This window comes from Vibrio viridaestus (assembly GCF_003856525.1).
GTDB classification, from domain to species: Bacteria; Pseudomonadota; Gammaproteobacteria; order Enterobacterales; family Vibrionaceae; genus Vibrio; species Vibrio viridaestus.
In genome coordinates, this window is the sequence record NZ_RJVQ01000007.1 from 199,391 (window position 1) to 221,419 (window position 22,029).

General features: G+C 43.0%; 24 protein-coding genes. 17 read left to right on the forward strand and 7 right to left on the reverse strand.

Annotated elements, in window-relative coordinates; genetic code table 11:
* The first annotated feature begins 1 nt into the window (after position 1).
* From EES38_RS15990 to EES38_RS16000, 3 genes are read left to right on the forward strand one after another with little or no spacing between them, the layout of a single operon-like run.
* Entirely contained in the window at positions 2–910 is a 909-nt protein-coding gene (locus EES38_RS15990) for a dimethylarginine dimethylaminohydrolase family protein (RefSeq protein WP_124938217.1), read from the forward strand.
* A gap of 39 nt (positions 911–949) precedes the next feature.
* Complete coding sequence (locus EES38_RS15995) at positions 950–2,287, forward strand: purine-cytosine permease family protein (RefSeq protein ID WP_124938218.1); 1,338 nt, start codon at positions 950–952, stop codon at positions 2,285–2,287.
* Between the two features lie 50 nt (positions 2,288–2,337).
* Positions 2,338–3,792 (forward strand): aldehyde dehydrogenase family protein, encoded by a 1,455-nt coding sequence (locus EES38_RS16000; protein ID WP_124938219.1) that lies wholly within the window; start codon positions 2,338–2,340, stop codon positions 3,790–3,792.
* A 15-nt stretch (positions 3,793–3,807) separates the two neighbouring features.
* On the opposite strand, the gene EES38_RS16005 is transcribed toward EES38_RS16000, so the two are convergent.
* Complete coding sequence (locus EES38_RS16005) at positions 3,808–4,833, reverse strand: helix-turn-helix domain-containing protein (protein ID WP_124938220.1); 1,026 nt, start codon at positions 4,831–4,833, stop codon at positions 3,808–3,810.
* A 180-nt stretch (positions 4,834–5,013) separates the two neighbouring features.
* On the opposite strand from EES38_RS16005, the gene EES38_RS16010 reads away from it, so the two are divergent.
* From EES38_RS16010 to EES38_RS16030, 5 genes are all read left to right on the forward strand, one after another.
* On the forward strand, positions 5,014–5,346 hold the full coding sequence (locus EES38_RS16010; protein ID WP_124938221.1) for a DUF805 domain-containing protein: 333 nt from the start codon (positions 5,014–5,016) through the stop codon (positions 5,344–5,346).
* Positions 5,347–5,348: 2 nt separating this feature from the next.
* Positions 5,349–5,828, forward strand: a complete 480-nt coding sequence (locus tag EES38_RS16015; RefSeq protein ID WP_243694210.1) for a hypothetical protein — start codon at positions 5,349–5,351, stop codon at positions 5,826–5,828.
* Between the two features lie 110 nt (positions 5,829–5,938).
* On the forward strand, positions 5,939–7,900 hold the full coding sequence (gene cpdB, locus EES38_RS16020) for a 2',3'-cyclic-nucleotide 2'-phosphodiesterase (protein WP_124938222.1): 1,962 nt from the start codon (positions 5,939–5,941) through the stop codon (positions 7,898–7,900).
* 198 nt (positions 7,901–8,098) lie between these two features.
* Positions 8,099–8,590, forward strand: a complete 492-nt coding sequence (locus EES38_RS16025) for an NlpC/P60 family protein (protein WP_124938223.1) — start codon at positions 8,099–8,101, stop codon at positions 8,588–8,590.
* A 238-nt stretch (positions 8,591–8,828) separates the two neighbouring features.
* A complete protein-coding gene (locus tag EES38_RS16030) occupies positions 8,829–10,208 on the forward strand; it encodes an aldehyde dehydrogenase family protein (RefSeq protein WP_124938224.1) in 1,380 nt (459 codons plus the stop codon).
* A gap of 100 nt (positions 10,209–10,308) precedes the next feature.
* Here the strand turns inward: EES38_RS16030 and EES38_RS16035 are convergent, their stop codons facing one another.
* Positions 10,309–11,130, reverse strand: a complete 822-nt coding sequence (locus tag EES38_RS16035) for a pyridoxamine 5'-phosphate oxidase family protein (protein ID WP_124938225.1) — start codon at positions 11,128–11,130, stop codon at positions 10,309–10,311.
* A gap of 227 nt (positions 11,131–11,357) precedes the next feature.
* Between EES38_RS16035 and EES38_RS16040 the strand changes: the two genes are divergently transcribed.
* The 3 genes from EES38_RS16040 (at position 11,358) to EES38_RS16050 (ending at position 12,485) form a co-directional block, all read left to right on the forward strand.
* On the forward strand, positions 11,358–11,609 hold the full coding sequence (locus EES38_RS16040) for a hypothetical protein (RefSeq protein WP_124938226.1): 252 nt from the start codon (positions 11,358–11,360) through the stop codon (positions 11,607–11,609).
* Positions 11,610–11,667: 58 nt separating this feature from the next.
* A complete protein-coding gene (locus tag EES38_RS16045; RefSeq protein ID WP_124938227.1) occupies positions 11,668–12,048 on the forward strand; it encodes a VOC family protein in 381 nt (126 codons plus the stop codon).
* Between the two features lie 86 nt (positions 12,049–12,134).
* The gene (locus EES38_RS16050; protein WP_243694211.1) at positions 12,135–12,485 is read left to right on the forward strand and encodes a hypothetical protein; all 351 of its coding nucleotides are present in this window, start codon (positions 12,135–12,137) and stop codon (positions 12,483–12,485) included.
* Here EES38_RS16050 and EES38_RS16055 read toward each other — a convergent pair.
* Positions 12,482–13,933: an MATE family efflux transporter gene (locus EES38_RS16055; protein ID WP_124938229.1), complete on the reverse strand. Its 1,452-nt coding sequence runs from the start codon at positions 13,931–13,933 to the stop codon at positions 12,482–12,484. The two genes, EES38_RS16050 and EES38_RS16055, sit on opposite strands and share 4 nt — an antisense overlap.
* 319 nt (positions 13,934–14,252) lie before the next feature.
* Here EES38_RS16055 and EES38_RS16060 point away from each other — a divergent pair, with 319 nt between their 5' ends.
* Positions 14,253–15,086, forward strand: a complete 834-nt coding sequence (locus tag EES38_RS16060; protein WP_124938230.1) for a formate/nitrite transporter family protein — start codon at positions 14,253–14,255, stop codon at positions 15,084–15,086.
* 105 nt (positions 15,087–15,191) lie between these two features.
* On the opposite strand, the gene EES38_RS16065 is transcribed toward EES38_RS16060, so the two are convergent.
* The 3 genes from EES38_RS16065 to EES38_RS16075 form a co-directional block, all read right to left on the reverse strand.
* Positions 15,192–16,571, reverse strand: a complete 1,380-nt coding sequence (locus tag EES38_RS16065) for a hypothetical protein (RefSeq protein WP_124938231.1) — start codon at positions 16,569–16,571, stop codon at positions 15,192–15,194.
* A 208-nt stretch (positions 16,572–16,779) separates the two neighbouring features.
* On the reverse strand, positions 16,780–17,457 hold the full coding sequence (locus tag EES38_RS16070) for a hypothetical protein (RefSeq protein ID WP_124938232.1): 678 nt from the start codon (positions 17,455–17,457) through the stop codon (positions 16,780–16,782).
* Positions 17,457–18,017 (reverse strand): cyclin-dependent kinase inhibitor 3 family protein, encoded by a 561-nt coding sequence (locus EES38_RS16075; RefSeq protein ID WP_124938233.1) that lies wholly within the window; start codon positions 18,015–18,017, stop codon positions 17,457–17,459. The genes EES38_RS16070 and EES38_RS16075 overlap by 1 nt, the downstream gene beginning before the upstream one ends.
* 197 nt (positions 18,018–18,214) lie before the next feature.
* On the opposite strand from EES38_RS16075, the gene EES38_RS16080 reads away from it, so the two are divergent.
* The 5 genes from EES38_RS16080 (at position 18,215) to EES38_RS16100 (ending at position 21,189) form a co-directional block, all read left to right on the forward strand.
* Positions 18,215–18,709 carry an HD domain-containing protein gene (locus tag EES38_RS16080; protein ID WP_124938234.1) on the forward strand — a complete coding sequence of 165 codons (495 nt, stop codon included), beginning with the start codon at positions 18,215–18,217 and terminating at the stop codon, positions 18,707–18,709.
* A gap of 322 nt (positions 18,710–19,031) precedes the next feature.
* Positions 19,032–19,664, forward strand: coding sequence for a hypothetical protein (locus EES38_RS16085; RefSeq protein ID WP_124938235.1), 633 nt, complete (start codon positions 19,032–19,034; stop codon positions 19,662–19,664).
* A 34-nt stretch (positions 19,665–19,698) separates the two neighbouring features.
* Positions 19,699–20,100, forward strand: a complete 402-nt coding sequence (locus EES38_RS16090) for a hypothetical protein (protein WP_124938236.1) — start codon at positions 19,699–19,701, stop codon at positions 20,098–20,100.
* 14 nt (positions 20,101–20,114) lie between these two features.
* Complete coding sequence (locus EES38_RS16095; protein ID WP_124938237.1) at positions 20,115–20,564, forward strand: hypothetical protein; 450 nt, start codon at positions 20,115–20,117, stop codon at positions 20,562–20,564.
* A gap of 361 nt (positions 20,565–20,925) precedes the next feature.
* Complete coding sequence (locus EES38_RS16100) at positions 20,926–21,189, forward strand: hypothetical protein (protein ID WP_124938238.1); 264 nt, start codon at positions 20,926–20,928, stop codon at positions 21,187–21,189.
* Positions 21,190–21,231: 42 nt separating this feature from the next.
* Here the strand turns inward: EES38_RS16100 and EES38_RS16105 are convergent, their stop codons facing one another.
* The gene (locus EES38_RS16105) at positions 21,232–21,930 is read right to left on the reverse strand and encodes a hypothetical protein (protein ID WP_124938239.1); all 699 of its coding nucleotides are present in this window, start codon (positions 21,928–21,930) and stop codon (positions 21,232–21,234) included.
* Positions 21,931–22,029: the final 99 nt, after the last annotated feature.

Below are 22,029 nucleotides of genomic sequence, written 5' to 3' on the forward strand. Positions count from 1 at the left end.
AATGACTAACAGTCTATTTCGTACAAGAAATCCGCTTGAACCAACCAAACAACCTGAATTTTGGGGGATCAGTTCAGAAACTGGAGTCCTTAAAGATGTTGTGGTCGGCCCTATTGATCATTATGAGTGGCGAACTGGTAATTCTACCTCTCGTCGTCATATTGGTAATGGGTTAACGTTTGATACACAAGTTGCTAAACAGCAATATAGTGAAATGATCGATGCTTATCATCAAGCCGATGTTCAGGTCCATTATTTAGAGGCTAAATCAGAACAGCCCTATGCAGTATATGCTCGAGATTCATCAATAATGACTCCTTGGGGAGCCGTTATCACACAAATGTTTAGCCCATGGCGTCGCAGCGAATGGCTCACTGCGGTTGAATTCTATCAAAGCAAAAATATCCCAATCTACGATGTGGTGACGGCTGGCAGCTTTGAAGGGGGAGATTTTATGTTGATTGAACCTGGAGTCGCGCTATGCGGTTATTCTGGAGAACGAACCAGCTCGGAGGGCATTGCTCAGGTTAAAAGCTGGTTTGAACAGGAAGGGTGGGAGTTTTTTGACGTCAAATTTGATCCTCATTTCCTACACCTAGACGTTCAATGTGTCATGGTCGCTGAGAAATTAGCGGCAGTGTGTACGGCTGTTGTACCAGATAAGCTTCTCTCTTGGCTTGCTAGTAAAGGCATTGAAATTATTGATATACCGTACAAAGAAGCCATGGAATTGGGCTGCAATATTGTCTCCCTCGGTAATGACAGAGTATTGATTCCGTCCGAAAGTTTGGCGTTAAAAGAGCGTTGTAAGGCGATTGGGCTGAGTGTGTATGACCCTGATATCTCAATGATAACTAAGGGCGGCGGCGGTGTTCATTGTATGTGCCAAGCTTTGAGACGAGAAGAGTAATTGTTGGGTAAAAAGACAAAATAAACACGGAGGTGAAATATGTCTGGATTAGGGAATGATAATATCAGTCCGACTAAAGCGTCGGAACGTAATATGGGGTTGATGGGAACGATTTTTCTGTGGGTAGCAGCCACGATGGTTATTCCCACCGTTATGACTGGGCAGATGTTTATTCCAGATCTTTCACCCAAAATGGCTTTTAGCGCTGTTCTTCTTGCATCGGCACTGGGATGTGTAGCTTTAGCTTTGACTGCTGTTATAGGGACAAAAACTGGCCTGCCAACCTTTGTTATCGCACGATCAACCTTTGGAATTAAAGGCGCTAAAATTTTCGCTATTATTAACTTGGTGATTCTCTGTGGTTGGGGATTCATCCAAGGATATTTGGGCGCATTGGCACTGAATAAGCTACTTATCGGGCTGTTTCATGTCGATAATATTTTATTGTCTATATTTATCACTCAAGGTATTGTCCTAGTGGTAACAATACTTGGGCATACTGGCATTCAGAAGATAGAAGGCCTCGCGTCTAGTGCGATGTTAATTGTTGCTCTTGTAGTGATTTATTCATTGCTTAATCAATATGGAATCAATGAATTAGAAGACTTACCACTGTCTGATACACCGACACTGACCTATGCGATTGCGTTTGATATTGTGCTTGCTACGGCATTTTCATGGATGTCATTACCATGCGATTATAATCGTTATTGCCGGAGCCGTGTGGTCAGTGCAACTGGGATCACTATTGGTTATATGCTCGGCACTATCATTGCGATGGGACTAGGTATATTAGTTGGCGGTGTCTCTATATTAAATAATATGGCACCAACGTACGATGCGTCTGAAATCCTGTCCGGTCAGTATGGGTTGGCTGCTGCACTAGTTATGTTCTTATCGATCGTGACGACTAACATCATGACTCTATATAGTGTTGTGATGAGCGCAATGTCAGTTGCCCCAAAAGTTAAATTTCGATCATTTACCTTCATTCTTGGAATCGTATGTCTGGCAGGTTCTTATCTTCAGGAACGATTGATGGCATCATTTTTTGATTGGGTATTATTGGTTGGGACATTAGTCATCCCAGTCTTTGCGATTATATTAGCGGATTTCTACTTGGTTCAAAAAGGAACTATTGATGTCAATTCGGTTTCCAGCGATCAAGCTCCGCGTTATTTCTATACCAATGGATATAACCTCTCTGCAGTTGTCAGTTATGTTATCAGCGCGTGTTTTTCATTCTATTTTACTTATGTTGAACCATTGGAAATAGGATCTACAGCGATAACTTTCTTCTTCGCTGCTGCTTTATATCTTGTGATTAAAAAATGCGTTTCTATGACAAAAAGTCGCGATTTAATTACCCAGATTTAGTTCGTTTATGTTGGGCAGGTAATACTGCCCATTTTTATTGAGTTGTATTTATGCAAAAGATTCAAAACTACATAGGTGGTAGAAGAACGCTATCTTCTTCGGCAAGCTATGATAACGTTATTAATCCTTTCTCTGAGCAAGTAATAGGAAAAGTACCCGTTGGTAATGCTCAAGATGTTGAAGCGGCCTTTTTATCAGCATCAGATGCACTTGAGGAGTGGAAATATTCTCATCCATCGTATCGTGCGATGTGGCTAAATCGCCTAGCAGATGCAATTGATGAGCATGAGGATATGATCGCGATGAACATTACGCTAAATAGTGGAAAACCAATTAGTGAAGCGTATCTTGATGTGTCTGATTCCATTGATTGTTACCGTTATTACGCCAATCTTTTATCGCAAGAGACTATTTTGGGACGACCAGACATAGAAAACGGAGATCCAGACTCGACAACACATTGTATCAAACAAGCTGTAGGTGTAGTCGGCTTAATTACCCCTTGGAACTTCCCAACAGTGACGACGTCATGGAAGCTTGCTCCAGCTCTTGCTGCTGGTTGTACCGTTATACTTAAACCGTCTGAGGTCACCCCAATTCCTGAGGAAAACTTGATCGATATCTGTGAGCAAATTCAGTTTCCAAAAGGTGTAATTAATATCGTATTTGGGCGTGGTGATACAGTAGGTCAGGCATTGATAACTCATCTAGGTGTTAATAAAGTCTCGTTTACTGGTAGTACACAAGTCGGACGTCATATTTTGCGTGAAAGTGCCAACTTAATTAAAAACATTAGTCTCGAATTGGGTGGAAAATCGCCAGTTATCGTTTGTAAAGACGCAGATCTAAGTAAAGCTGCTGATATTGTATTATCGGGATTTCTCTTCAACGCAGGACAAATGTGCTCTGCAACGTCTCGGTTGATTGTGCATGAGGCAATTGCAGGTCAACTCTACGAGGAGCTTGTTGCAAGAATTAACACTCTCAAAATAGGAGATCCTTCAGAGCAAGACACTGAGCTGGGTCCATTATGTTCGCAGCAGCAGTATGAACGAGTTAAAGCTTACTTTTCTATTGCTCATCAGGAAAATTTGCAGTGTATTGCCGGCGGGAAAAGCGACAGGTTGGTTAGCCAAGGATACTTTGTTGAGCCAACCATTTATATTGATGTTCCATCAGAGAGTCGGTTATGGAATGAAGAAATATTTGGTCCGGTGCTGTGCTGTCAGACGTTTTGCAATATTGATGAAGCTATTCAGATTGCCAACAACTCTGAGTATGGACTTGCAGCCAGCGTCGTTGGTCGTGATGATGACACTGTATCCTATCTTGCGCGTTCACTGGATGTAGGTAATGTCTGGGTCAATATGGAACAGAGAGTATATGTTGCTGCTAGTTGGGGAGGGATGAAGCAGAGCAGTTTGGGACGTGAACTTGGACAATGGGGATTAGATGCATTTCTTGAAGTCAAACATGTGAGTCGTCCTACGTTAAGGCATACGTAAAAGGGTCCCCAGTATTCACACGCTCTTTCTATACTCACTCGGTGTCTTTCCTGTGATACGGGAAAATTCACGGTTAAAGTTTGATTTGGTCTGAAAGCCGCAATTCATAAAAATTTGTGTGATGGTGTCATCCGAGTTCTCAAGAGCATGCATTGCATGCTCGATACGATATTCATTAATCAGCTTGGAAATGTTCTTTTGTTGTATTTGGTTTACGGCAATAGAAATCTGTTTGGCTGGAATCACCAATTTTCTCGACAGCTTAGATAAAGTTAGGTCTGGGTCGAGATAAATCTGTTTTTCTTTCATGTAGGCATCGAGCAATGTGACGATTTCTTTGGCTCGCTCCGCTGATATGAGTGGCTCTACTGAAACGACTGGATTCGGGACTTCGGATTTCTCACCATTATCTGCGTTCGATTCAGAGGGAGTATAAATACCCGCTAAGATAACGGAGCATGACAACAAGGGAAGCATGATAAGATTACCCGCTGTGAGTATGTATAGCGCGGCTTTGCCATGATTAAAAATAAAATCCAGTGACATGGCGGTATCGATGGCCGCAGAAAATAACAGCATCCCTCCCGCCAGTTTGGCGGCAAACCTAACAGTATCCCAATATCCCAACGATATATGGCTGAGCTGGTTCTCATGAATACCAAAGCGGAACAGCATCCAACTGTATACCAGATACATCAATGTAATCAGTTCATCCAGTGGTGGAGTCCATAAGCGCTGAGTCACAACGAAAATACACACTAAGATAGGCCCGACAGAGTGTCGGACGAAAAAGCGCATTTTGGGCAAAGAAGAAAAGTTAAACCAGGCAAAGACCGGAATCAACGCTGCTAATAACGGTTGAAGATACCGTAGAAATGTCCAGTCATACGCCCAGCGCAGTCCCACGATAGCGGTTGTCAATGCACACAGTCCAACAAACAGACAAGCGGTTTTACTCTGCTCGGCCATACGCGCATACAGCGTAATCGCGAGAATCACGAGTAGCAAAGACACAACAAAAGGAACGGGAATAGACAGCATTATTGATACCAGAAATCAGACCGATGAGCGTTCGGTTAGCATAGCGCTGATCAGTACCAAAGTTAAAGGCAATGTTGATAAATACCTGATTTAGAACGACCTAAAACCGGTTTTAGAACGCAATACACGTCAATCGTGTTCACAATCAATGCCACTTTACAACAGAAACTGGAGTTAGGTATGCATTGGTATTTACTGGCGTGGCAACGCTATTTCGATTTCTCAGGGCGTTCAGGTAGACAAGAATTTTGGGTATTTATGTTGTTCCATGTCGTGATAACAATCCTATTTATTCTGTACGACATTTTTATGCCAGAAGGCGCTTGGCCGGATGCCATCTACAGCATCATTTCATTTGTACCCGTTTTAGCGTTAATCACTCGACGGCTTCATGATATTGGACGCTCTGGATGGTGGGGGCTGGTATTTTTATTGCCAGCTGTAGGGCCTGTCATTCTAATTTGTATGTTGGCGATGGAATCAAAGTTAAATACAACAATTGAGGGACTATGATGATGAAAAATACATTAGTGAGTGGTGTATTAAGTTTGGCTTTCTCAACAATGTGCTTTGGTCAGTCTGTTACGCAACCTAAACAATTAATCAAAGGCGTATTAACTGTTTCGACAATGACAGAAGGACAGTTGATGTGGGTAAAAGGTCGTGTTGGCGAAGGCGAATACCGTTATACGGACAACAAAGGCAGTACATGTGTTCTACTAGTTCCCGTTGTCGTAGGAAGCAAAGAAAATGCGGGGATTCATATCGGTGAAACCAAAGGATTAGAGATCCTGGTGGAAAGTGAAAAGCTAAATGATGCCCTTATCGAGGGGCAGAGAATCGTCAGTAATGAATGGCAATTCGATTCTTCTAATGTAGATCCCGATGGAAAAATCGTGGCGGGAATCAAATCTAACGAAGGCTTTATTCTCAATTCCCGACGACGCTGGATCTCATGGCTTCTGGACAAACAGCCTGACATCAGATGCGAATAATATTGTGATCATATTGGAATTGTAATGGAAAGATAAACACACTTGTTGCATCTGAATGATATATTGGTCTGATAAATAGGGTTTATTGTTATTCTCATCAGGGTTGATTTATGCGTATTACATCTTTGTCTTTGGCCATATTATTTACCAGCATGCCTTTGTCTCTTTCGCTCAATGCAACGCCGCTTCATCTGCGGATTATTGAAACGACGGATATACACGCGAATGTGATGGCTTATGATTACTATAAAGACAAAGCATCGGATAAAATCGGCTTATCTCGCGCCGCGACACTGGTTAAGCAGGCACGATCAGAAGTTAAAAATAGCGTTCTGGTGGATAACGGTGACCTTATTCAAGGCAGCCCTATGGGGGATTACATGGCGGCAAAAGGTATAAAGCCTGATGAAGTTCACCCTGTTTATCAAGCCATGAATGAGCTCGGATACGATGTCGGTAATTACGGCAATCATGAATTTAACTACGGAATGCTGTTTTTACGCGAGTCAGTAAATGATGCCAATTTCCCTTACATCAATGCCAATATTTACGACAAGAAAACGGGTGAGCACCTTTTCAAACCCTATCTCATTAAATCCTATACCTTTACCGATATTGAAGGTTTTCCGCAAAGAATTAATGTCGGTTACATTGGGTTTACGCCACCACAAATTGTCGTTTGGGATAAGAAAAACCTCGCAGATAAAGTGGTGGTCAAAGACATCAAACAGACGGCAGAAAAGCTGATCCCGGAAATGAAAGCGAAAGGCGCTGACATCATCGTCGCTATTCCGCATTCTGGATTTTCTTCTGATCCCTATAAGGTTGGGGCTGAGAACTCAATTTATTACCTTGCCGATGTTCCGAATATTGATGCTATCGCGTTTGGTCACGCGCACGCGGTTTTCCCGGGCAAAGGCTTCGACAACATTCCGCGCGTCGATAATGTGCGTGGACATATTAATGGCGTCGCCGCGGTTATGCCTGGTCGATGGGGAAGTCATATTGGGATAATGGATTTAACACTGGACTTCGATCGCGTCGAAGCAAAATGGAATGTGATTAAATCCAAGTCGGAAGCTCGACCAATCTATGATGCCAGCGAGCAAAAATCGTTAGCGGCTGTTGATCCTCAAATAGAAAAAGTGCTGACACCTGCTCATAACGCGACACGAGATTTTGTGAATAAACCGATTGGGAAAGCAAGTGATGTCATGTACAGTTTCCTTGCGCTCATTCAGGATGATCCAACAATCCAAATCGTGAATGATGCGCAAATGGATTACGTTAAACAGTTTATCGAAGGCGATCCTGATTTAGATGGGATACCTGTTTTGTCAGCCGCAGCCCCTTTCAAAGCTGGCGGTAGAAAAGACGATCCGAATGGGTACACAGAAGTAGAAGCGGGAAATCTTACCTTTCGTAATGCTGCCGACTTATATCTGTATCCAAACACGCTTGTTGCTCTCAAGATCAGCGGTAAAGAGTTGAAAGAGTGGCTTGAATGCTCGGCTGGACAATTTAAACAAATCGACCCTGACTCAAGCAAACCGCAGGAGCTGATTGATTGGGACAATTTTAGAACCTATAACTTTGATGTTATCGATGGCGTGAATTACCAAATCGACGTGACTAAGCCAGCCCGTTATGATGGCGATTGTAAACTCACTCAATCTGATTCAGAGCGGATTAGCCAGCTTACCTATCAGGGTAAACCCGTTCAGCCTACACAAACGTTTATTGTTGCAACGAATAACTACCGTGCTTATGGAGAAAAATTTGCGGGTACCGGTACAAAATTTGTCGCGTTCGATTCACCTGATGAAAACCGTACAATTGTCGCGAACTACATCTCTTCGGTAACGAAATCGAATGGGGAAGTGACACCAACAGCCGATAATAACTGGCGGTTCGCTCGAATTAAAACAGACAAAAAGCTCGATATAAGGTTTGAATCATCTCCATCCGCTAAGGCAGCGGAATTTATTGCGAAGAAAGCGCAATATCCCATTAAACAGGTTGGGAAGGATGAGGTTGGATTTGCCGTGTATCAAATCAATCTATCCAAATAGTCTCAGTCTACAATAAACGAACTTACGAGGTTGGCTGGCTAGTGCAGCAACCTCGTTGCTTTTTGTGATACTCACACTGCAATTACAATTGCTAACAATGCATAGGATTGAATAGTATTCAGCCTTACTGTATCTTTTCTTTGCACCAAGGATCTGAACCAGACCGTATGTATCTCGTTGTAATGTAGTAAGGACACTATGAATCAGTACACTTCCTGTTTTTTATTATCGCTTTTCGTTTTACTCGCTGCTGGGTGTAGTTCTACGCCTCCGCAAGACAAGATCACTGTCAATTCAGCTAAAACAAACTTATCAAATAGCGGGCAGGTTAGAAACGGCATTATCGATCAATATCAATTGTGGAAAGGTGCACCCTATACTTATGGTGGACTAAGTAAAGATGGTGTCGATTGTTCAGGGCTGGTTTATGCGGTGTATCTGGAGCAATTCGGTGTTGTTGTCCCCAGAACGACCCGAGGTCAATCTGTTATCGGAAAAGAAATACCTCGCTCACAGCTTCGCCCGGGAGACCTCGTGTTTTTCAAAACGGGTTCAAAGTCTCGGCACGTGGGTATTTATCTCGACCAAAATCAGTTTTTACACGCTTCTGAATCGAAAGGCGTTATTTTATCGAGTTTAAATAATGTCTACTGGCGTTCTAAATATTGGTTAGCCAGACGAGTACAGTAATACGTCGTTCCCTCATTTATCCCGCTAAAACAATGCCTATGGTGCCCCGAACCATTGGCGTAGATCAGCTTTTCGTAACAAATTCCGCGGATTGTTTGTGCTTCTATTGCAATATTAGTAATATGCGATGCTGCTTTTAGCAGACCTATATAAAAACTATTACATATTTAAAACAATAACGAACAAAACCGAACAATGAATATCGAATACCTGATAACTATAATCGGAGGAACAGGTAGTGTCTGATTACATTTCTGACCTTATTAAGCGTGCTAAAAAAGCACAAGCGCAAATTGAGCATTTCACACAAGAGCAGGTCGATGGCATGTGTGAAAGAATTGCATTTCATACATCGACAGAAGATTACGCGCATAAAATTGCTCAGTTTGCTGTAGAAGAAACAGGAATGGGTAAAGTCGAAAGTAAATTCGCCAAAATGGTCAACAAGATCAAGGGCGGATGGTACGACATGAAGGGTAAGAAATCTGTTGATGTTATCGAAGAAGACAGAGCTAAGGGGCTGATTAAGATTGCGAAACCAATTGGCGTCGTCGGTGCGATTATTCCAGTAACCAACTGTGAAGCAACGCCGGTACTGAAATCAATGAACGCAATTAAAACACGTAATGCGATCATTCTCGCTCCTCATCCTCGTTCTGCACAAACCAACACGCTTATCGCCAATCAAATTCGTGAATTACTCGAAAAAAATGGGTTTCCTGCCGATCTCGTTATCTCAATGGACGAAGTCTCAATGGAAAATACTCAGGCGCTAATGAAACAGTGTGACCTTATTCTTGCAACCGGTGGTGGTGGCCTAGTAAAAGCTGCTTACAGTTCTGGTACGCCAGCATATGGTGTTGGGGCGGGTAATGCTTACACCATCGTTGATGAAACTGCCGATCTTGATGATACAGCAGCTAAAATCTACCAATCGAAAACGTTCGATTACGCGACAAGCTGTTCGTCAGAAAATGGTTGTATCGTTTATAAAGGCATCTACGACGATTTTATAAAAGCGATGGAAGCGCATAAAGGCTATTTGCTTTCAGCTGAAGAAAAACAGAAACTTCAGGCTGCTATGTGGCATGAAGGCCATCTTAACCGTGACATCGTCGCTCAACCTGCGTCAACCATCGCAAAGATTGCGGGTATCGATCTTCCGGAAGGAAAAGAGTTTTTGATGGTTGAAGAGTCGGGTATCGGTGCAGATTACCCATTCTGTGGTGAAAAGTTATCGGTCGTAACAACGCTATACCAGTGGGAAAATTTTGATGATGCCGTTAAATTAGTAAACGATATCACCGACTATTCAGGCAGCGGTCACTCATGTGGTATTCACTCTACTAACGAAGAGCGTATTCTGCAGTTAGGTCGTTCAGTGAAAGTATCTCGCGTTATGGTGAATCAACCTCAATGCTTAGCCAACTCAGGTTCATGGACCAACCACATGCCCATTACCTTAACACTTGGTTGTGGGACTTGGGGTGGAAATGCAGCGAGTGAAAACATCAACTGGAAGCATCTTCTTAATACCACATGGATTTCATCGCCAACACCAAGTCATCAACCTGCCGATGAAGACCTATTTAGCGCAGAAGTTCGCGCAGGAAATTAATTAAAAGTACGTACTCCGATTTAAAAAGGAAGTTCGTCAGCCTAAACAAAATAAAACCGCCAACTGGCGGTTTTATTTTTATTTCTATTCAAGTCACGATTCAGTGTTGTTTGGGGCACACTACGTTTTTCATTTTCAGATGATATAACTGAATATCAGGATGACTAAAGAATCCCATTTCCCACGGATTTTTGGTAATAAACAGTTCTTGAATTTCCTTAAATACCGCCGTCCCTTTTGGTATTTGAAATACATCGCCATAAATAATGCTGTAGTTCCACTCAATATGTTTTTCGAAGGTGAACGTTGCTCGACTGTCGATGGCAAAATAACAACGATTATCTTTCCCTAAAAGTTGTCCTTTAAACGTACTTGGGAACGTAATGAAAAACACATCGTCATCAACGCTGGATAAAAATGCCATAACCGTTGTATGCGGTTGTTGCTGAGCAAAAGTAAGCATGACACCAATCTTATTATCATGCTCATCGCTATCCATGATCGGAGTACTACTTAGTGGAGAGGTAGGTAAATCTCGGCTAGTTCGGGTATCGGCCGGGAATTCGTATGTGGGATGGGTAAACTGCTTGATTACAGAAATGCCGTAAAAGACCTGATATTCAAGAGCATCAACGATAGCTTCATAATCAGATAAAGTTTGTACGATACCTTTAAACGAGAGACGATTGACCTGCAACTCAGCGTCGTATTCTGATACTCCGGTTCGATTATCTAGATGGAGCGTTACTAATTGCTCTGTGTTTAGTTGATGGCCATGAGGGAAAATGACCTTTAATCTCGCGTCCGATAATACTTCAACACCACAAATATACACATTCATATCATTACCTGAATCCGAATATGTACCTAAAACAGAAATGACTTTGTGTCCAATGAGTTCCACTAACGAATTATTATTCATATTATTTTCGATCCCGAATGACATTGTTAACCATAATTATAATAGTGGAATGAGAAATTAAAAATACGTCGCCGGATTCAATTAATCATGTCGTTTGTAAATTACCGGGCTTTGTCAAATTAACGCTAATTTGTTTTCTTGCGAATGGCTAACTATGGACAATCTGACTGGACTCATTAACCTTGTTTTAAACAGTCATGGATTGGGTAAATGGTTTTGGGTGCATCATGGATGAAGAAAAATGGAATAAAACACGAACAAGCGGTAAATACCGTTATGTCATGAACGAAGGTCTAAGATGGGGTTTAATCTCCGGTAGTTTATGGGCCATTCTTAGCTATTTTATTGGAACCTCATCATCGTTTTTTACCACTCTCGTCGTCGGAATCGTTGTATTTTCATTAGCGGGCTGCCTTTGGGCTTTAGTCAGTTGGTTGATTAATGAGAGAAAGTATCATCGCGGGAGAAGTCTTGAGTAGACAATAGAACTCCCTTATAGCAAAGTAACGTAACCGTATACAAATAAAAGGAAAAGGTATGTTCAGCCACATCATGTTAGGCTCTAATGATATCGAGCAATCGAAGCGATTCTATGACGCTATTATGGGCGAGTTGGGCCATGGCGAAGGTGTAATCGATCCAAAAGGACGCTGTTTTTATTTAACGTCAGAAGGGCGCTTTGCTCTTACCAAGCCTATTAATGGTGAACCTGCTACGTTCGGTAATGGTATGACGATTGGTTTTAGCGCCACCAGTACCGACATGGTTGACGCGTGGCATAAAGCGGGAGTTGCTAACGGCGGAACGACATGCGAAGCGCCTCCTGGAGTAAGAGACATAGGTGAACGTCAGTTATATCTTGCATATCTAAGAGATCCGACCGGAAATAAAATTTGTGCAATGTACGTGTTGCCATAGTTTTTAAGTAAAGTGAAAGGTGAGGGACGCTGAGTTCTTCACTTTTTTAAAATGACACAGCATTATAGATTTGCGGGTAAACAATAGTGATATTCCCACTTCAAGGTCGCCAAATCAGTAGCGAACTTTGTCACGAATTAAGCGAATTTTTAACGGCCAATAAAGGCATGTTTGAACAACGGTTGATTCCTGATTTCTCTCACATTGATCACATGGCGCACAATGTAAACGGCATAACCGTTGATGCGGTTGAGTATATCAAGGACCAGCGTTACCGATTGAAATACCACTGCGATTGGGAACTCTTCCGTGGCTGCTCCGATATTCAGTCTTCTGGTGTAGAACGGGACAGTGTCACTTTTACCCTGAAAACTGATGGACAAATTGATATCCGCTTTATTGACTCAACCGATCACGATACCTGTAACGAGTTTTAGTCACCACGAACTTCATTTGATGATACGGAATGAGTCGGATCAGACGATGCGGATGAAGTAACACTGTGCATACCTTGGATACCACTTTTTCGCCAGTTGCCCCAACGGTGATACGAAAAGGCCATTATCATTGTGGAGACAAATGCGATAGGAAAACTCCACCAAATTGCATCGGTTCCAAGAACAGGACGCAAAGCGTAAATAGCACCAAGTCTTACTGGATAGAGAGCAATAGTCAGAATAATGAGCGGCCAAATTACTTGTCCGGTTGCACGAACGGTACCAAATAGAACTTGGCTGACACCAAAGGCAATAAATCCCCAGGTAGCAATATAGAAAATGTGAGTGGCAATCTCCATTGCTTTCCCCGAGCCGGTAAGGAAGATACCTAAGGCCCAACGATCGGCAAAAGTAAGAGCAATGACGAGACCACCCGTTAATACAAAATTATAAATGATACCAATGGACGTAATTTTTCGGACTCGGTCTAATTTACCTGCGCCGATATTCTGTGCTGCCATAGCAGAAACAGCGCCACCTAATGCCATCGCCGGCATTTGAACGTATGTCCAGATTTGCTGAGTCGCTCCGTAAGCGGCAGTTGTATCAACCCCAACTGCATTGATTATTCTAAGCACGGTGAGAGCTGCGGAGCTGACGACGATCATTTGTAATCCTATCGGCAGGCCTTTTGCAAGGATAACTTTTAGCAGCGCAAGATCGGGTTTTAGCCAGCGTAACTCTGTGCCTCGTAAACGAAGGGGAAGATCACGAATATAGATGTACACCACCATTAGAATTAAACTGATGTAGTTTGCTACTGCGAGTGCCAAAGCGGATCCTGCGATACCAAACTTGTGTATTGGCCCCAACCCTAAAATAAACACTGGATTTAATAGTGCATCCAGCGCCACAGCTAAAATCATAAACCAGAGTGGGGTGGTTGCATCGCCTGAACCCCTCAGTGTCATCATGAGCATGGTTTGCAATAACATTGCTGGCATTGCAACAAAGGTTAGTTTGAGATAGTCACTGGCCAATTCCATTATCGCGCTATCGGTACCGAGAAGCCTTAGAAGATAAGGAGCAGTAAAAAAGCCGAGAATTGCAACGATGAGAACTAAAGGAACAAAGCTTCCGATAGCTGTTCCCACAGTACGACGAGCCTGATTAATATTATTCGCACCAATCGATTGACCGACTAAAATCGTTGCTGCCATGCCAAAGCCAAATACAAAGCTGGTAAGCATGAACATCACTAGATTACCATTGGTCGTCGCTGCAAGAGCTGATTCTCCAAGCAGGTTACCCACCCAAGCGCTATCAATAGAGCCTCCGGCGGATTGCAAAACTGAACTTCCTAGTGTTGGAATAGCAAAAATTAAGAGTTGCCATGCGATAGACCCCTCAGTTAATGCGTTTGTTTTACGGCCTGCTCGTTGCGTCATTGAATATCTTTAGATTATATGTTTAACATACTGAATTATTGACTATTTTTGCATCACTAGGGTTATAGATACGTTAAGAACACAAAAATTTCATCAAATACCCCTTTTACTTCCGAATACCTCTTTACCACCAAGTAGGTAAATTTCCCTTTCTCAACGCATTACCCAATGATTGCGCGCTAGAGCAGTGCGTAAGTAATTGCCTGATAATTCTTACAATATAACCTAATTTATTGATTAATATATAAAATAAAAACTGGCACGTTCTTCGCTATTAAGACTCTGACAATTCGACACTTATACACGGAGAGTAAAAGATATGTCTTATATAGAACCGAAAGATTTTGCGAAGAAGATGGTCGATTCTGGTGAGCAGAAAGTGTTCATGTCGACTAAAGATACTTTAGTTAGAGCATTTATGGCGGGTGCTATTCTGGCACTAGCGGCATTTTTTGCGATTTCAGTTATTTCCAAAACAGGAAGCCCATTAGTTGGTGCCATGTTATTCCCAGTCGGCTTCATCATGTTGTATTTGATGAAATTCGACCTACTCACTGGCGTATTTACACTGGTGCCTTTAGCCGTATTGGACAAACGTCGCGGATGTACCATGGAAACCTTACTGCGTACTTGGGGTTTGGTTTTTATCGGTAACTTTGGTGGAGCACTTACGGTCGCATTCTTTGCTTCTTACATTTTGACCTATGGCTATCACACAGACGGCGGTGCATTGGCGGCAAAAGTCGCGGGTATTGGAGAAGCTCGTACTCTGGGTTACCAAGAGCATGGCTTAGCAGGATGGATCACCATTTTTATACGCGGCATGCTGTGTAACTGGATGGTGTCTATGGGTGTGGTTGGCGCATTAATTTCTAGCTCAGCGGCGGGTAAAATGATGGCTATGTGGATGCCAGTAATGCTGTTCTTCTTTATGGGTTTTGAGCACTCAATCGTTAATATGTTCCTGTTTCCGTTCTCTATGATCATGGGTGGTGACTTTACGGTGATGGATTACTTTATCTGGAATGAAATCCCAACCGCATTGGGTAACCTTGCAGGTGGCTTCCTATTGGTGGGTCTACCACTGTACTGGACGCACGTACGTACCAGTCCAGAGCGTGACGCGAAGGCGACAACAAAAACGTTGGCTTAATCGAACACTCCAAAGTGTGCTAGCCCCGCACCAAAAAATGGGGTAAACAAAGGCTCTACATTGGTAGAGCCTTTTTCTGTTTGAACGTTTGAAAATTAAGGTGTCTTAAGGTGTCATACGTTTGCCACTGACGACCAACTTGTGCCCGTTCAAGACAATGTTTTTCATGCTGCCGTTCAAGACACGAATGTAGCTGTCATTGGTCAAAGCCCAGGTACTATTTTCATCAATAGAAACAGTCAGCATATTCGCCTTGGTTGCATCGGAATTGATCGATCCGGTAAACGATGAGCCATTGCTGATAGACATGTCGAGTTGAGAAATCTCATCAACTTCAATATCACCAGTAACGTTTTGCTGTGATAGGTTAAAGCGGCAAATACCGCCATTGTTGCCAACTTGTCCCCATCCATGCTCGGCGTTATTACCTGCCACAAGCAACAGACGTAAACCTTTTGCCATTGTTAAAGCGACATTCTGCAAATTGATTACACTGTCCGTATTGGTCACATAGAACATGTCACCATTCTTGGAAGTGAGGGAACCGCCATTCATAGTAAATGTACTGGTACCGTTATTCGCATCGCCGGACATGCTCTGGTACAGCATGACATTTCGTATTGGTTGATCGCTGTGACGATCGTAAGTCCCATCCATTGATCCAGTGACATGAGAATTGGTTATCGATACAGAATTATATCCTTCAATCACCACCGCTTCTGAATCATTGGATGTGAGGGTCGCATTTCTTACGTCGATCTGCGCCGTACTATAGATGGCAGGCGCACCCATCAAGCCTGTTGTGGTGTAAGTTCCGCCATTGACGACAATCTTACCGCCACCACGGTCACTGCGTATTGCAGCTTTTTGGGTGCTGCCTACGGTCAGGTTCGTAGCGTAGATAGAGCCGCCACCTGCGACTTCAATACCGCCGGCATTACCACCGGTTACATTGATGTCGGTATTCTTCATATGTATGGTGGCGCCATCATAGGCAAATACACCTGTTGAACCGTCGGCTGTTGCAGTAACAGAACCACCGTTGATACTTAGATTGGCGCCATGCAAAGCGAAGACCGCGGAATTCAGGCCATAGAAACTCGACGCATCATTACTGGAAGCATAGCCAGCATGCTTAAGAACGGTCACGTTATTCAGTGATGCGGTAATATTGCCTTCCGCGCGCATTGCATTTTCATCGGCGTTAATTGAACGGTACGTTCCACCAGTCAGAGTTTCACCATCACGGAGTAAATAAGCACCTGTGCCTGTATCTTCGTCAAGACGAGATCCCGGTGGACCCGGAGGAAAGCCCTGAGGTGGTGTATGTCCGCCCGGAGGTGGCGGGCCAGGTGGCATTCCTGGTCCCTGATGCATAAACGGAGGTGCCTCCGCTAAGTCCATTGTCATCTGCTGTATGGATGCGAAGGAAGAGCCACTGACGGCACACAAGATACACGTGGCTAAAATCCTTTTCTGTTTCATAACAAAACCTTTTCTGAAATTTGCTCCAGAAGTGAACCAACTGAAAGTCGTTCGATAGTGCTCCCATACTATGCCTATTTTTATGAATAAAGAAGCTTATGAAACTTTTGGTTTGAAAGGAATTGGTTAGAATTAATTGAATGATTCGATAGCAAAATAATCTCTGCAAAATTCATCATGATTCCAGATTGATTTCCCTATTCTGCCATCACAAAACGAACAAACGTTGAATCAAATCTTCACGGCGATAGAGCATTTTATCCGCCAGTTTTTGGCTACCACCGTTGTCTAAAATGGTGGTATTGATATCGCGTTCAGACAGAAGTGCTATCCGGCTTACAGATTCCCGAACGGCATTAAGGGACATATCACCAAAAAGTCGCTTGGCATATGGATTATCAGTCATCGAACGCAGACTGATTATTTCTTCTACGCAATGACCAAATGCTTTGCCTTTAGGATCGCCATGTGCGCGATAAGCGAGTGCACCACCGACATCAAGAGTCAGTACTCTATTTTGGTATACGCCCTGATTATCACCGATGTATCCCACGGCGTCCCAGTTAGCGGTCCAGGCATGAACGGCTAACCATTGTTGCGCCTGTAAACGTTCATTCTCATTAAAGTGTGCGATTGATTTTTTATCCAGATTGAGCCACTGAGTAATAACCTGACAGGCGTCGGTACTTAAGTAATATTGAAACGTAGGTGCTCCGGCCAATTTATACAGTTGAGCCGCAAGCCATTCGTTACGGGCATGCATCGGTGATTCGAGATTTTTGACGTAATATCGTACGCCGTGTGAGTCTTCATAGACACCGGCAGGATTGGTCCCTAATTGACCTGCAACGCGGGTAAAGTGAGCGACATTAATCGGTGAGGACATTACTCTTCTTCCTCTATCATATTTTTCGTTTGTCGCACGAGCGCCAGTTGCGCGGTAGTTTCTATCGCGCCTGGTCTGACTTTTCGCACTATGCGGATCGCTTGCTTAGGTTCCATTCCCAACTCGACCAACAGACGAGCAGCAATCATTCCGGCTCGACCCAATCCGCCTTTACAATGGACTAAAACATTTTTACCGCAGCGGAGTAAATGACGAATTTCATAGCCTTGTGTAAGCCACTTTGTTTCAAAATCGGCATCAGGAACGGAGTAGTCAGCGATGGGAAGGTGACGCCAGATCATGCCTCGTTTTTGCACTTCATCGCCAATGCGGGGAACACGCAGTTCAATCATCTCCATGGGTTCGATTAGCGTGAGAACGAGTCGCGCTTGCCAGTTTTCAATGACATCCAGATCGAGCTTTAAATCGCGTTCCCATTTCCCTGTCGCGGCTAGGGGATCGTATTTCCCTGGGCAGAAGGTAATACCGATCTTGCCGTATCCTTCATCGGGTATCACTTCAGCGATTTGTAACGGGTGGGACTGGCTGGTACGAACCATGAGAACGCCCTCGATCTTTTATAACGAAAAGACCACAGTAATACACTGGAGGAGAAAGACGTTGATTTATGCCAATATCGTTAGCGATCGCTAATAAAAATAACAGGAAATTTTAGCGGTAATAGTATAGAGTTTCTATAAGACTGAATTTTCTCAATTTTTTAGTCTTTGCATGTTTTGCTGATAAAGGAGACTCGATGCTCACGACTGCACGAGAATTTGCAATTAAACATCACGGCGATCAGCGCTATGGTGAAAAGCCATACAGCTATCATCTTGAACAGGTGGTAGAACTGTTACAGCCGTATGGAAAAGAAGCACAGATTATCGGCTATCTGCACGATGTCGTCGAAGATACGCCCGCCACTGTTGAAATGATAGAATCATTATTCGACACCAAAATCGCTCAGGCGGTCAGCATTCTGACTGATGAACCAGGTGAAACCAGGCAAGAGCGCAAAGCCAAAACCTACCATATTATGTCAACTGTCCAAGGCGAGCTAGAAATTGCCTTACTCGTTAAAGCCGCTGATCGCCTCGCCAATGTGCGTTCATGCGTTGAAAACGGACGTGACGATAAATTCATGATGTACCGTGAAGAACAGCCACAGTTTGAATGGGCTGCGTATCGTCCGGGACTGTGTGACGAGTTCTGGGAAGAGCTTCGCGCTCTGCTTGATAGCGAAGATTAAATCAGTATTTCTTCTATATTACGGTTCTTATTTGAGAGAAATGCGGAGCGATTCGCCACTCTATTTTCTGTTTATCTACGTCAGCTTAGGTGAAGAGTCTTATTGTTAAGCCAATTTGAACTAACATTTTTCCTCATCTAAAATTAAATTATAATATAATCAAAAGGATATAGTGATTAACTTATCGTTAATCCTTTTGATTATTTGGTCATTATCATTTCTCAGACGATTCAATCAATCCAATCCCGACCGATGGTTCTCCTGACAATCGAATGGTAACTTGCGCAGCGTTTCGCCAAGGTTACACATCACAGGAGACAGCATGGCATTACAATTTAAAGTCGATGAACTCGATAGACTTACGATCGATCATATAAAAAATCAGTTTCTCGGAATGGATCTTCCGTTTGAAGCTTTTTACCTCAAGAGCGGCAGACAAGCTGAAGAGTGGAGTGATGACGTTAATGGTTTAAGAATTAAGCTCAATAACAAAATCATTTTTCAGATCCACAAAACATCCGCCATGTTGTCTGTAAAGCATGTACCTGACAGTCACAAAGAAAGTATTGTTAAAGTCGTACAGCGCTTGAATCTGGCAAAACAGCCTGATTTTACGCTGGGGATTACCCTTAGTGCGCTCTTCTTACTACTCGCATGCGCGGTTATTGCGCTTAAAGCGCTGCCAATGGCGGAAAACTTTGCCGCGGTTATGGTAGCCGCACTCGTTGCATCGATGATTGGCCTAACAATTCTCGGAACCACACAACAAAAAAGCACTGACAACGATGCTTCGTTTGTGCTCGGACTCATTCTGTATGCATTAGGAGTGATGGCTTTCGCGCCTTCGTCTTTACTCACTATGCCTCTGGTCAAAGCATTGCTGTACAAGCGCGGATATCAATACCTGAGTGGAGTAGAGTCAGCCGATCCACAACTGAGCACGACAGAGAAATAGACAATCCACTATAAATTCTAACAAGAGAAGTATTATGAAAAACAGCGTCAAGTTACTTGGTCTCATATCGATAATCGCGTTCACAGTGACGGGGTGTAACTCTGAAGACAAATCAGAACCGAATAAACAAGCGGCTCAGGAGACACAACCCGCATGGCTAGACAGTGTTTACATTAACCAAGATACCAATTCGATGATGAAAGAAGTGGTGTTCTGCGAAGACGGAAAAGTCGCAATTGATGGCACAAGGCGTGATTACACCGTTGAGAACAAAGACGGACAGAAGCAAGTGACTGTCAACGCTAATGGCGCATTCCATTTTTCAGTATCTGCGGATGAAACCCAGCTTTTACCGACCGATGATTTTACCAAAGAGTGGTTTACTAAATCGGCTTTGCAGCAAGATAAGTCCAATACAACGATATGTGAATGGTAAAGGTGGAACGAGTAATGGAACAGTTAGAAATAAATACGCCGCTAAAAGATGAGGTTACCGCAGCCGCGGAGATTAAGTTGTTTTCTGAAGCAGGCATTCTAATCGCCACCTTTATTGGTTCTATCTTCGCTGGTGGCTATTTGATGGCGCTGAACTACAAAAGACTCGGCTTAACGGAGAGTTATAAAAAGTCGTTGCTGATAAGCACAGTCGCCACACTACTATTATTTGCCATCATCATCTTTGGTGAAGTGAGCAGTAATATTCCCAATATTGTGTTTACGTTACCACAAATTATGGCGGTGTATTTTATTGCTAAGCAGTATCAAAAGCCGCTTATTGAAAAGCATAAATATGAAGGCGGTATGCTTGCTTCAAACTGGCTAGCTGCTGGTATTGGCGCCATTATTATGCTGATTGTGATGGTTATTCTGTTTGCAGTTATTTATTCGACCATGATGTAGATAAGTCCTTTCGGCCGTTTGGGTGTGGCGGTACAGTCGTTGCCGTTGCACCACTAATCAAATGAAATCTATTTAACCAATTGTTGATCTATGCACCTATATGTTCATGTTCTAATCAGTTTTGTTTTGCTAAAATGCGCGCCGTAACGGTGGTAGAGAGTCAATTCGCTCTGCCAACCGCATGTTATTGGGTGAGGAAGAGGAAAGTTTTCGCCCTATGACTAAGTCTGTTGCGGATTAGGACAGACTGAAATTTAAGTTGGGTATGGATGCAAGGCGTTGTTAACCGACTAGACAGAATAAATGAGATTTCCTTGAATATTGCTCATTTGATTCGTGTCGAAGCACTGAAGTTATTCACGTGAAAATAGAACATATAGAAACAGAGAAAGGTGAAGAGATCATCAACACGTTAAAAAAAGCGGGTTGGAAGGTATCGGATCAATATAACTGGTTTGCGTTTGAAAAAGGCATTGATTTCGACAGTTACACGCTAAAGAAAGGCGAAGAAGAATTGTCTTTTGAATGGAGTAACTGGTTCAGTTGGAGAATTCAGGGAACAGAAAGATTAATCCATAATCTGATGAACCAATTTGAGCTCTTCAACACAGCAGAACAAGCTTAAATGAGAGCGGACAGGCTAACCTGTCCGCTTTTTTTAATTCTACTAATCGACATGTTTCCAGTATTGTGGAAGCAGGTGATCATCACACCCCTCACAGACGAATCGATCATGGCCCAGTGACTTTAACGTAAACTGCGTTGGTCGGTCGGTATCGAGTTTGACGGGTTGACAGTAATCGGCTGTTTCATCCGGCAGTAAATCGATGGCAACAAAGGTGATTTCGGCGTTGTTCATGCAGATATTATAGTGGTGCGCAATTTCTGACTTATTGCCATAAAGCGTAGCTTTGTATTTATCCACCATAAGTGACGTGCTGGCGATGGTATCGGCAAAAAACTGTGGATTGGCCTTTTTCAGTTCAGTGCGATTTTCATTGTCGTTAACGATGTCCTGCACAAAGTAACCATCATAAGGATTATTTTGCACAACGTAGTCGAAATACAGGCTGTCGAAGTAAGTCCAGATATAGAACCCTAAAACCGCAACCAGATAAATTCCACACGCCATTAATTTGCGGGTCACGTTGGTTTTAAAAAATCCCCACAGCAGCACGACCGTACCACAGAAATACAGCAAGAAGTTGATGAATAAGAACGAGATCGCATCTTCACTGTGGATTAGATGTCGACACAGCGCGGAAAAATCGTAATTGAAGTCATAGATGAAAGATAGAATCAGTAAACTGATGCACACGACCAGTCCGACTGACGCGGAGAGATATAAAATAGGTCTAATTTTCATGGTTTTAATTATTAAGCCGACACTAAAATCTGACGAGAGCGGGACTTTACGCCCTTAATTCTTTGAAAACCAGAGTTTTTCTTAACCGACTAAACAACT

What these genes read in the sequence shown, in the direction of transcription:
- EES38_RS15990 (WP_124938217.1), top strand. Translation starts at nt 2, where the DNA reads ATGACTAACAGTCTATTTCGTACAAGAAATCCGCTTGAACCAACCAAA.
- EES38_RS15995 (WP_124938218.1), top strand. Translation starts at nt 950, where the DNA reads ATGTCTGGATTAGGGAATGATAATATCAGTCCGACTAAAGCGTCGGAA.
- EES38_RS16000 (WP_124938219.1), top strand. Translation starts at nt 2,338, where the DNA reads ATGCAAAAGATTCAAAACTACATAGGTGGTAGAAGAACGCTATCTTCT.
- EES38_RS16005 (WP_124938220.1), bottom strand. Translation starts at nt 4,833, where the DNA reads ATGCTGTCTATTCCCGTTCCTTTTGTTGTGTCTTTGCTACTCGTGATT.
- EES38_RS16010 (WP_124938221.1), top strand. Translation starts at nt 5,014, where the DNA reads ATGCATTGGTATTTACTGGCGTGGCAACGCTATTTCGATTTCTCAGGG.
- EES38_RS16015 (WP_243694210.1), top strand. Translation starts at nt 5,349, where the DNA reads ATGAAAAATACATTAGTGAGTGGTGTATTAAGTTTGGCTTTCTCAACA.
- cpdB (WP_124938222.1), top strand. Translation starts at nt 5,939, where the DNA reads ATGCGTATTACATCTTTGTCTTTGGCCATATTATTTACCAGCATGCCT.
- EES38_RS16025 (WP_124938223.1), top strand. Translation starts at nt 8,099, where the DNA reads ATGAATCAGTACACTTCCTGTTTTTTATTATCGCTTTTCGTTTTACTC.
- EES38_RS16035 (WP_124938225.1), bottom strand. Translation starts at nt 11,130, where the DNA reads ATGAATAATAATTCGTTAGTGGAACTCATTGGACACAAAGTCATTTCT.
- EES38_RS16040 (WP_124938226.1), top strand. Translation starts at nt 11,358, where the DNA reads ATGGATGAAGAAAAATGGAATAAAACACGAACAAGCGGTAAATACCGT.
- EES38_RS16045 (WP_124938227.1), top strand. Translation starts at nt 11,668, where the DNA reads ATGTTCAGCCACATCATGTTAGGCTCTAATGATATCGAGCAATCGAAG.
- EES38_RS16055 (WP_124938229.1), bottom strand. Translation starts at nt 13,933, where the DNA reads ATGACGCAACGAGCAGGCCGTAAAACAAACGCATTAACTGAGGGGTCT.
- EES38_RS16060 (WP_124938230.1), top strand. Translation starts at nt 14,253, where the DNA reads ATGTCTTATATAGAACCGAAAGATTTTGCGAAGAAGATGGTCGATTCT.
- EES38_RS16065 (WP_124938231.1), bottom strand. Translation starts at nt 16,571, where the DNA reads ATGAAACAGAAAAGGATTTTAGCCACGTGTATCTTGTGTGCCGTCAGT.
- EES38_RS16070 (WP_124938232.1), bottom strand. Translation starts at nt 17,457, where the DNA reads ATGTCCTCACCGATTAATGTCGCTCACTTTACCCGCGTTGCAGGTCAA.
- EES38_RS16075 (WP_124938233.1), bottom strand. Translation starts at nt 18,017, where the DNA reads ATGGTTCGTACCAGCCAGTCCCACCCGTTACAAATCGCTGAAGTGATA.
- EES38_RS16080 (WP_124938234.1), top strand. Translation starts at nt 18,215, where the DNA reads ATGCTCACGACTGCACGAGAATTTGCAATTAAACATCACGGCGATCAG.
- EES38_RS16085 (WP_124938235.1), top strand. Translation starts at nt 19,032, where the DNA reads ATGGCATTACAATTTAAAGTCGATGAACTCGATAGACTTACGATCGAT.
- EES38_RS16090 (WP_124938236.1), top strand. Translation starts at nt 19,699, where the DNA reads ATGAAAAACAGCGTCAAGTTACTTGGTCTCATATCGATAATCGCGTTC.
- EES38_RS16095 (WP_124938237.1), top strand. Translation starts at nt 20,115, where the DNA reads ATGGAACAGTTAGAAATAAATACGCCGCTAAAAGATGAGGTTACCGCA.
- EES38_RS16105 (WP_124938239.1), bottom strand. Translation starts at nt 21,930, where the DNA reads ATGAAAATTAGACCTATTTTATATCTCTCCGCGTCAGTCGGACTGGTC.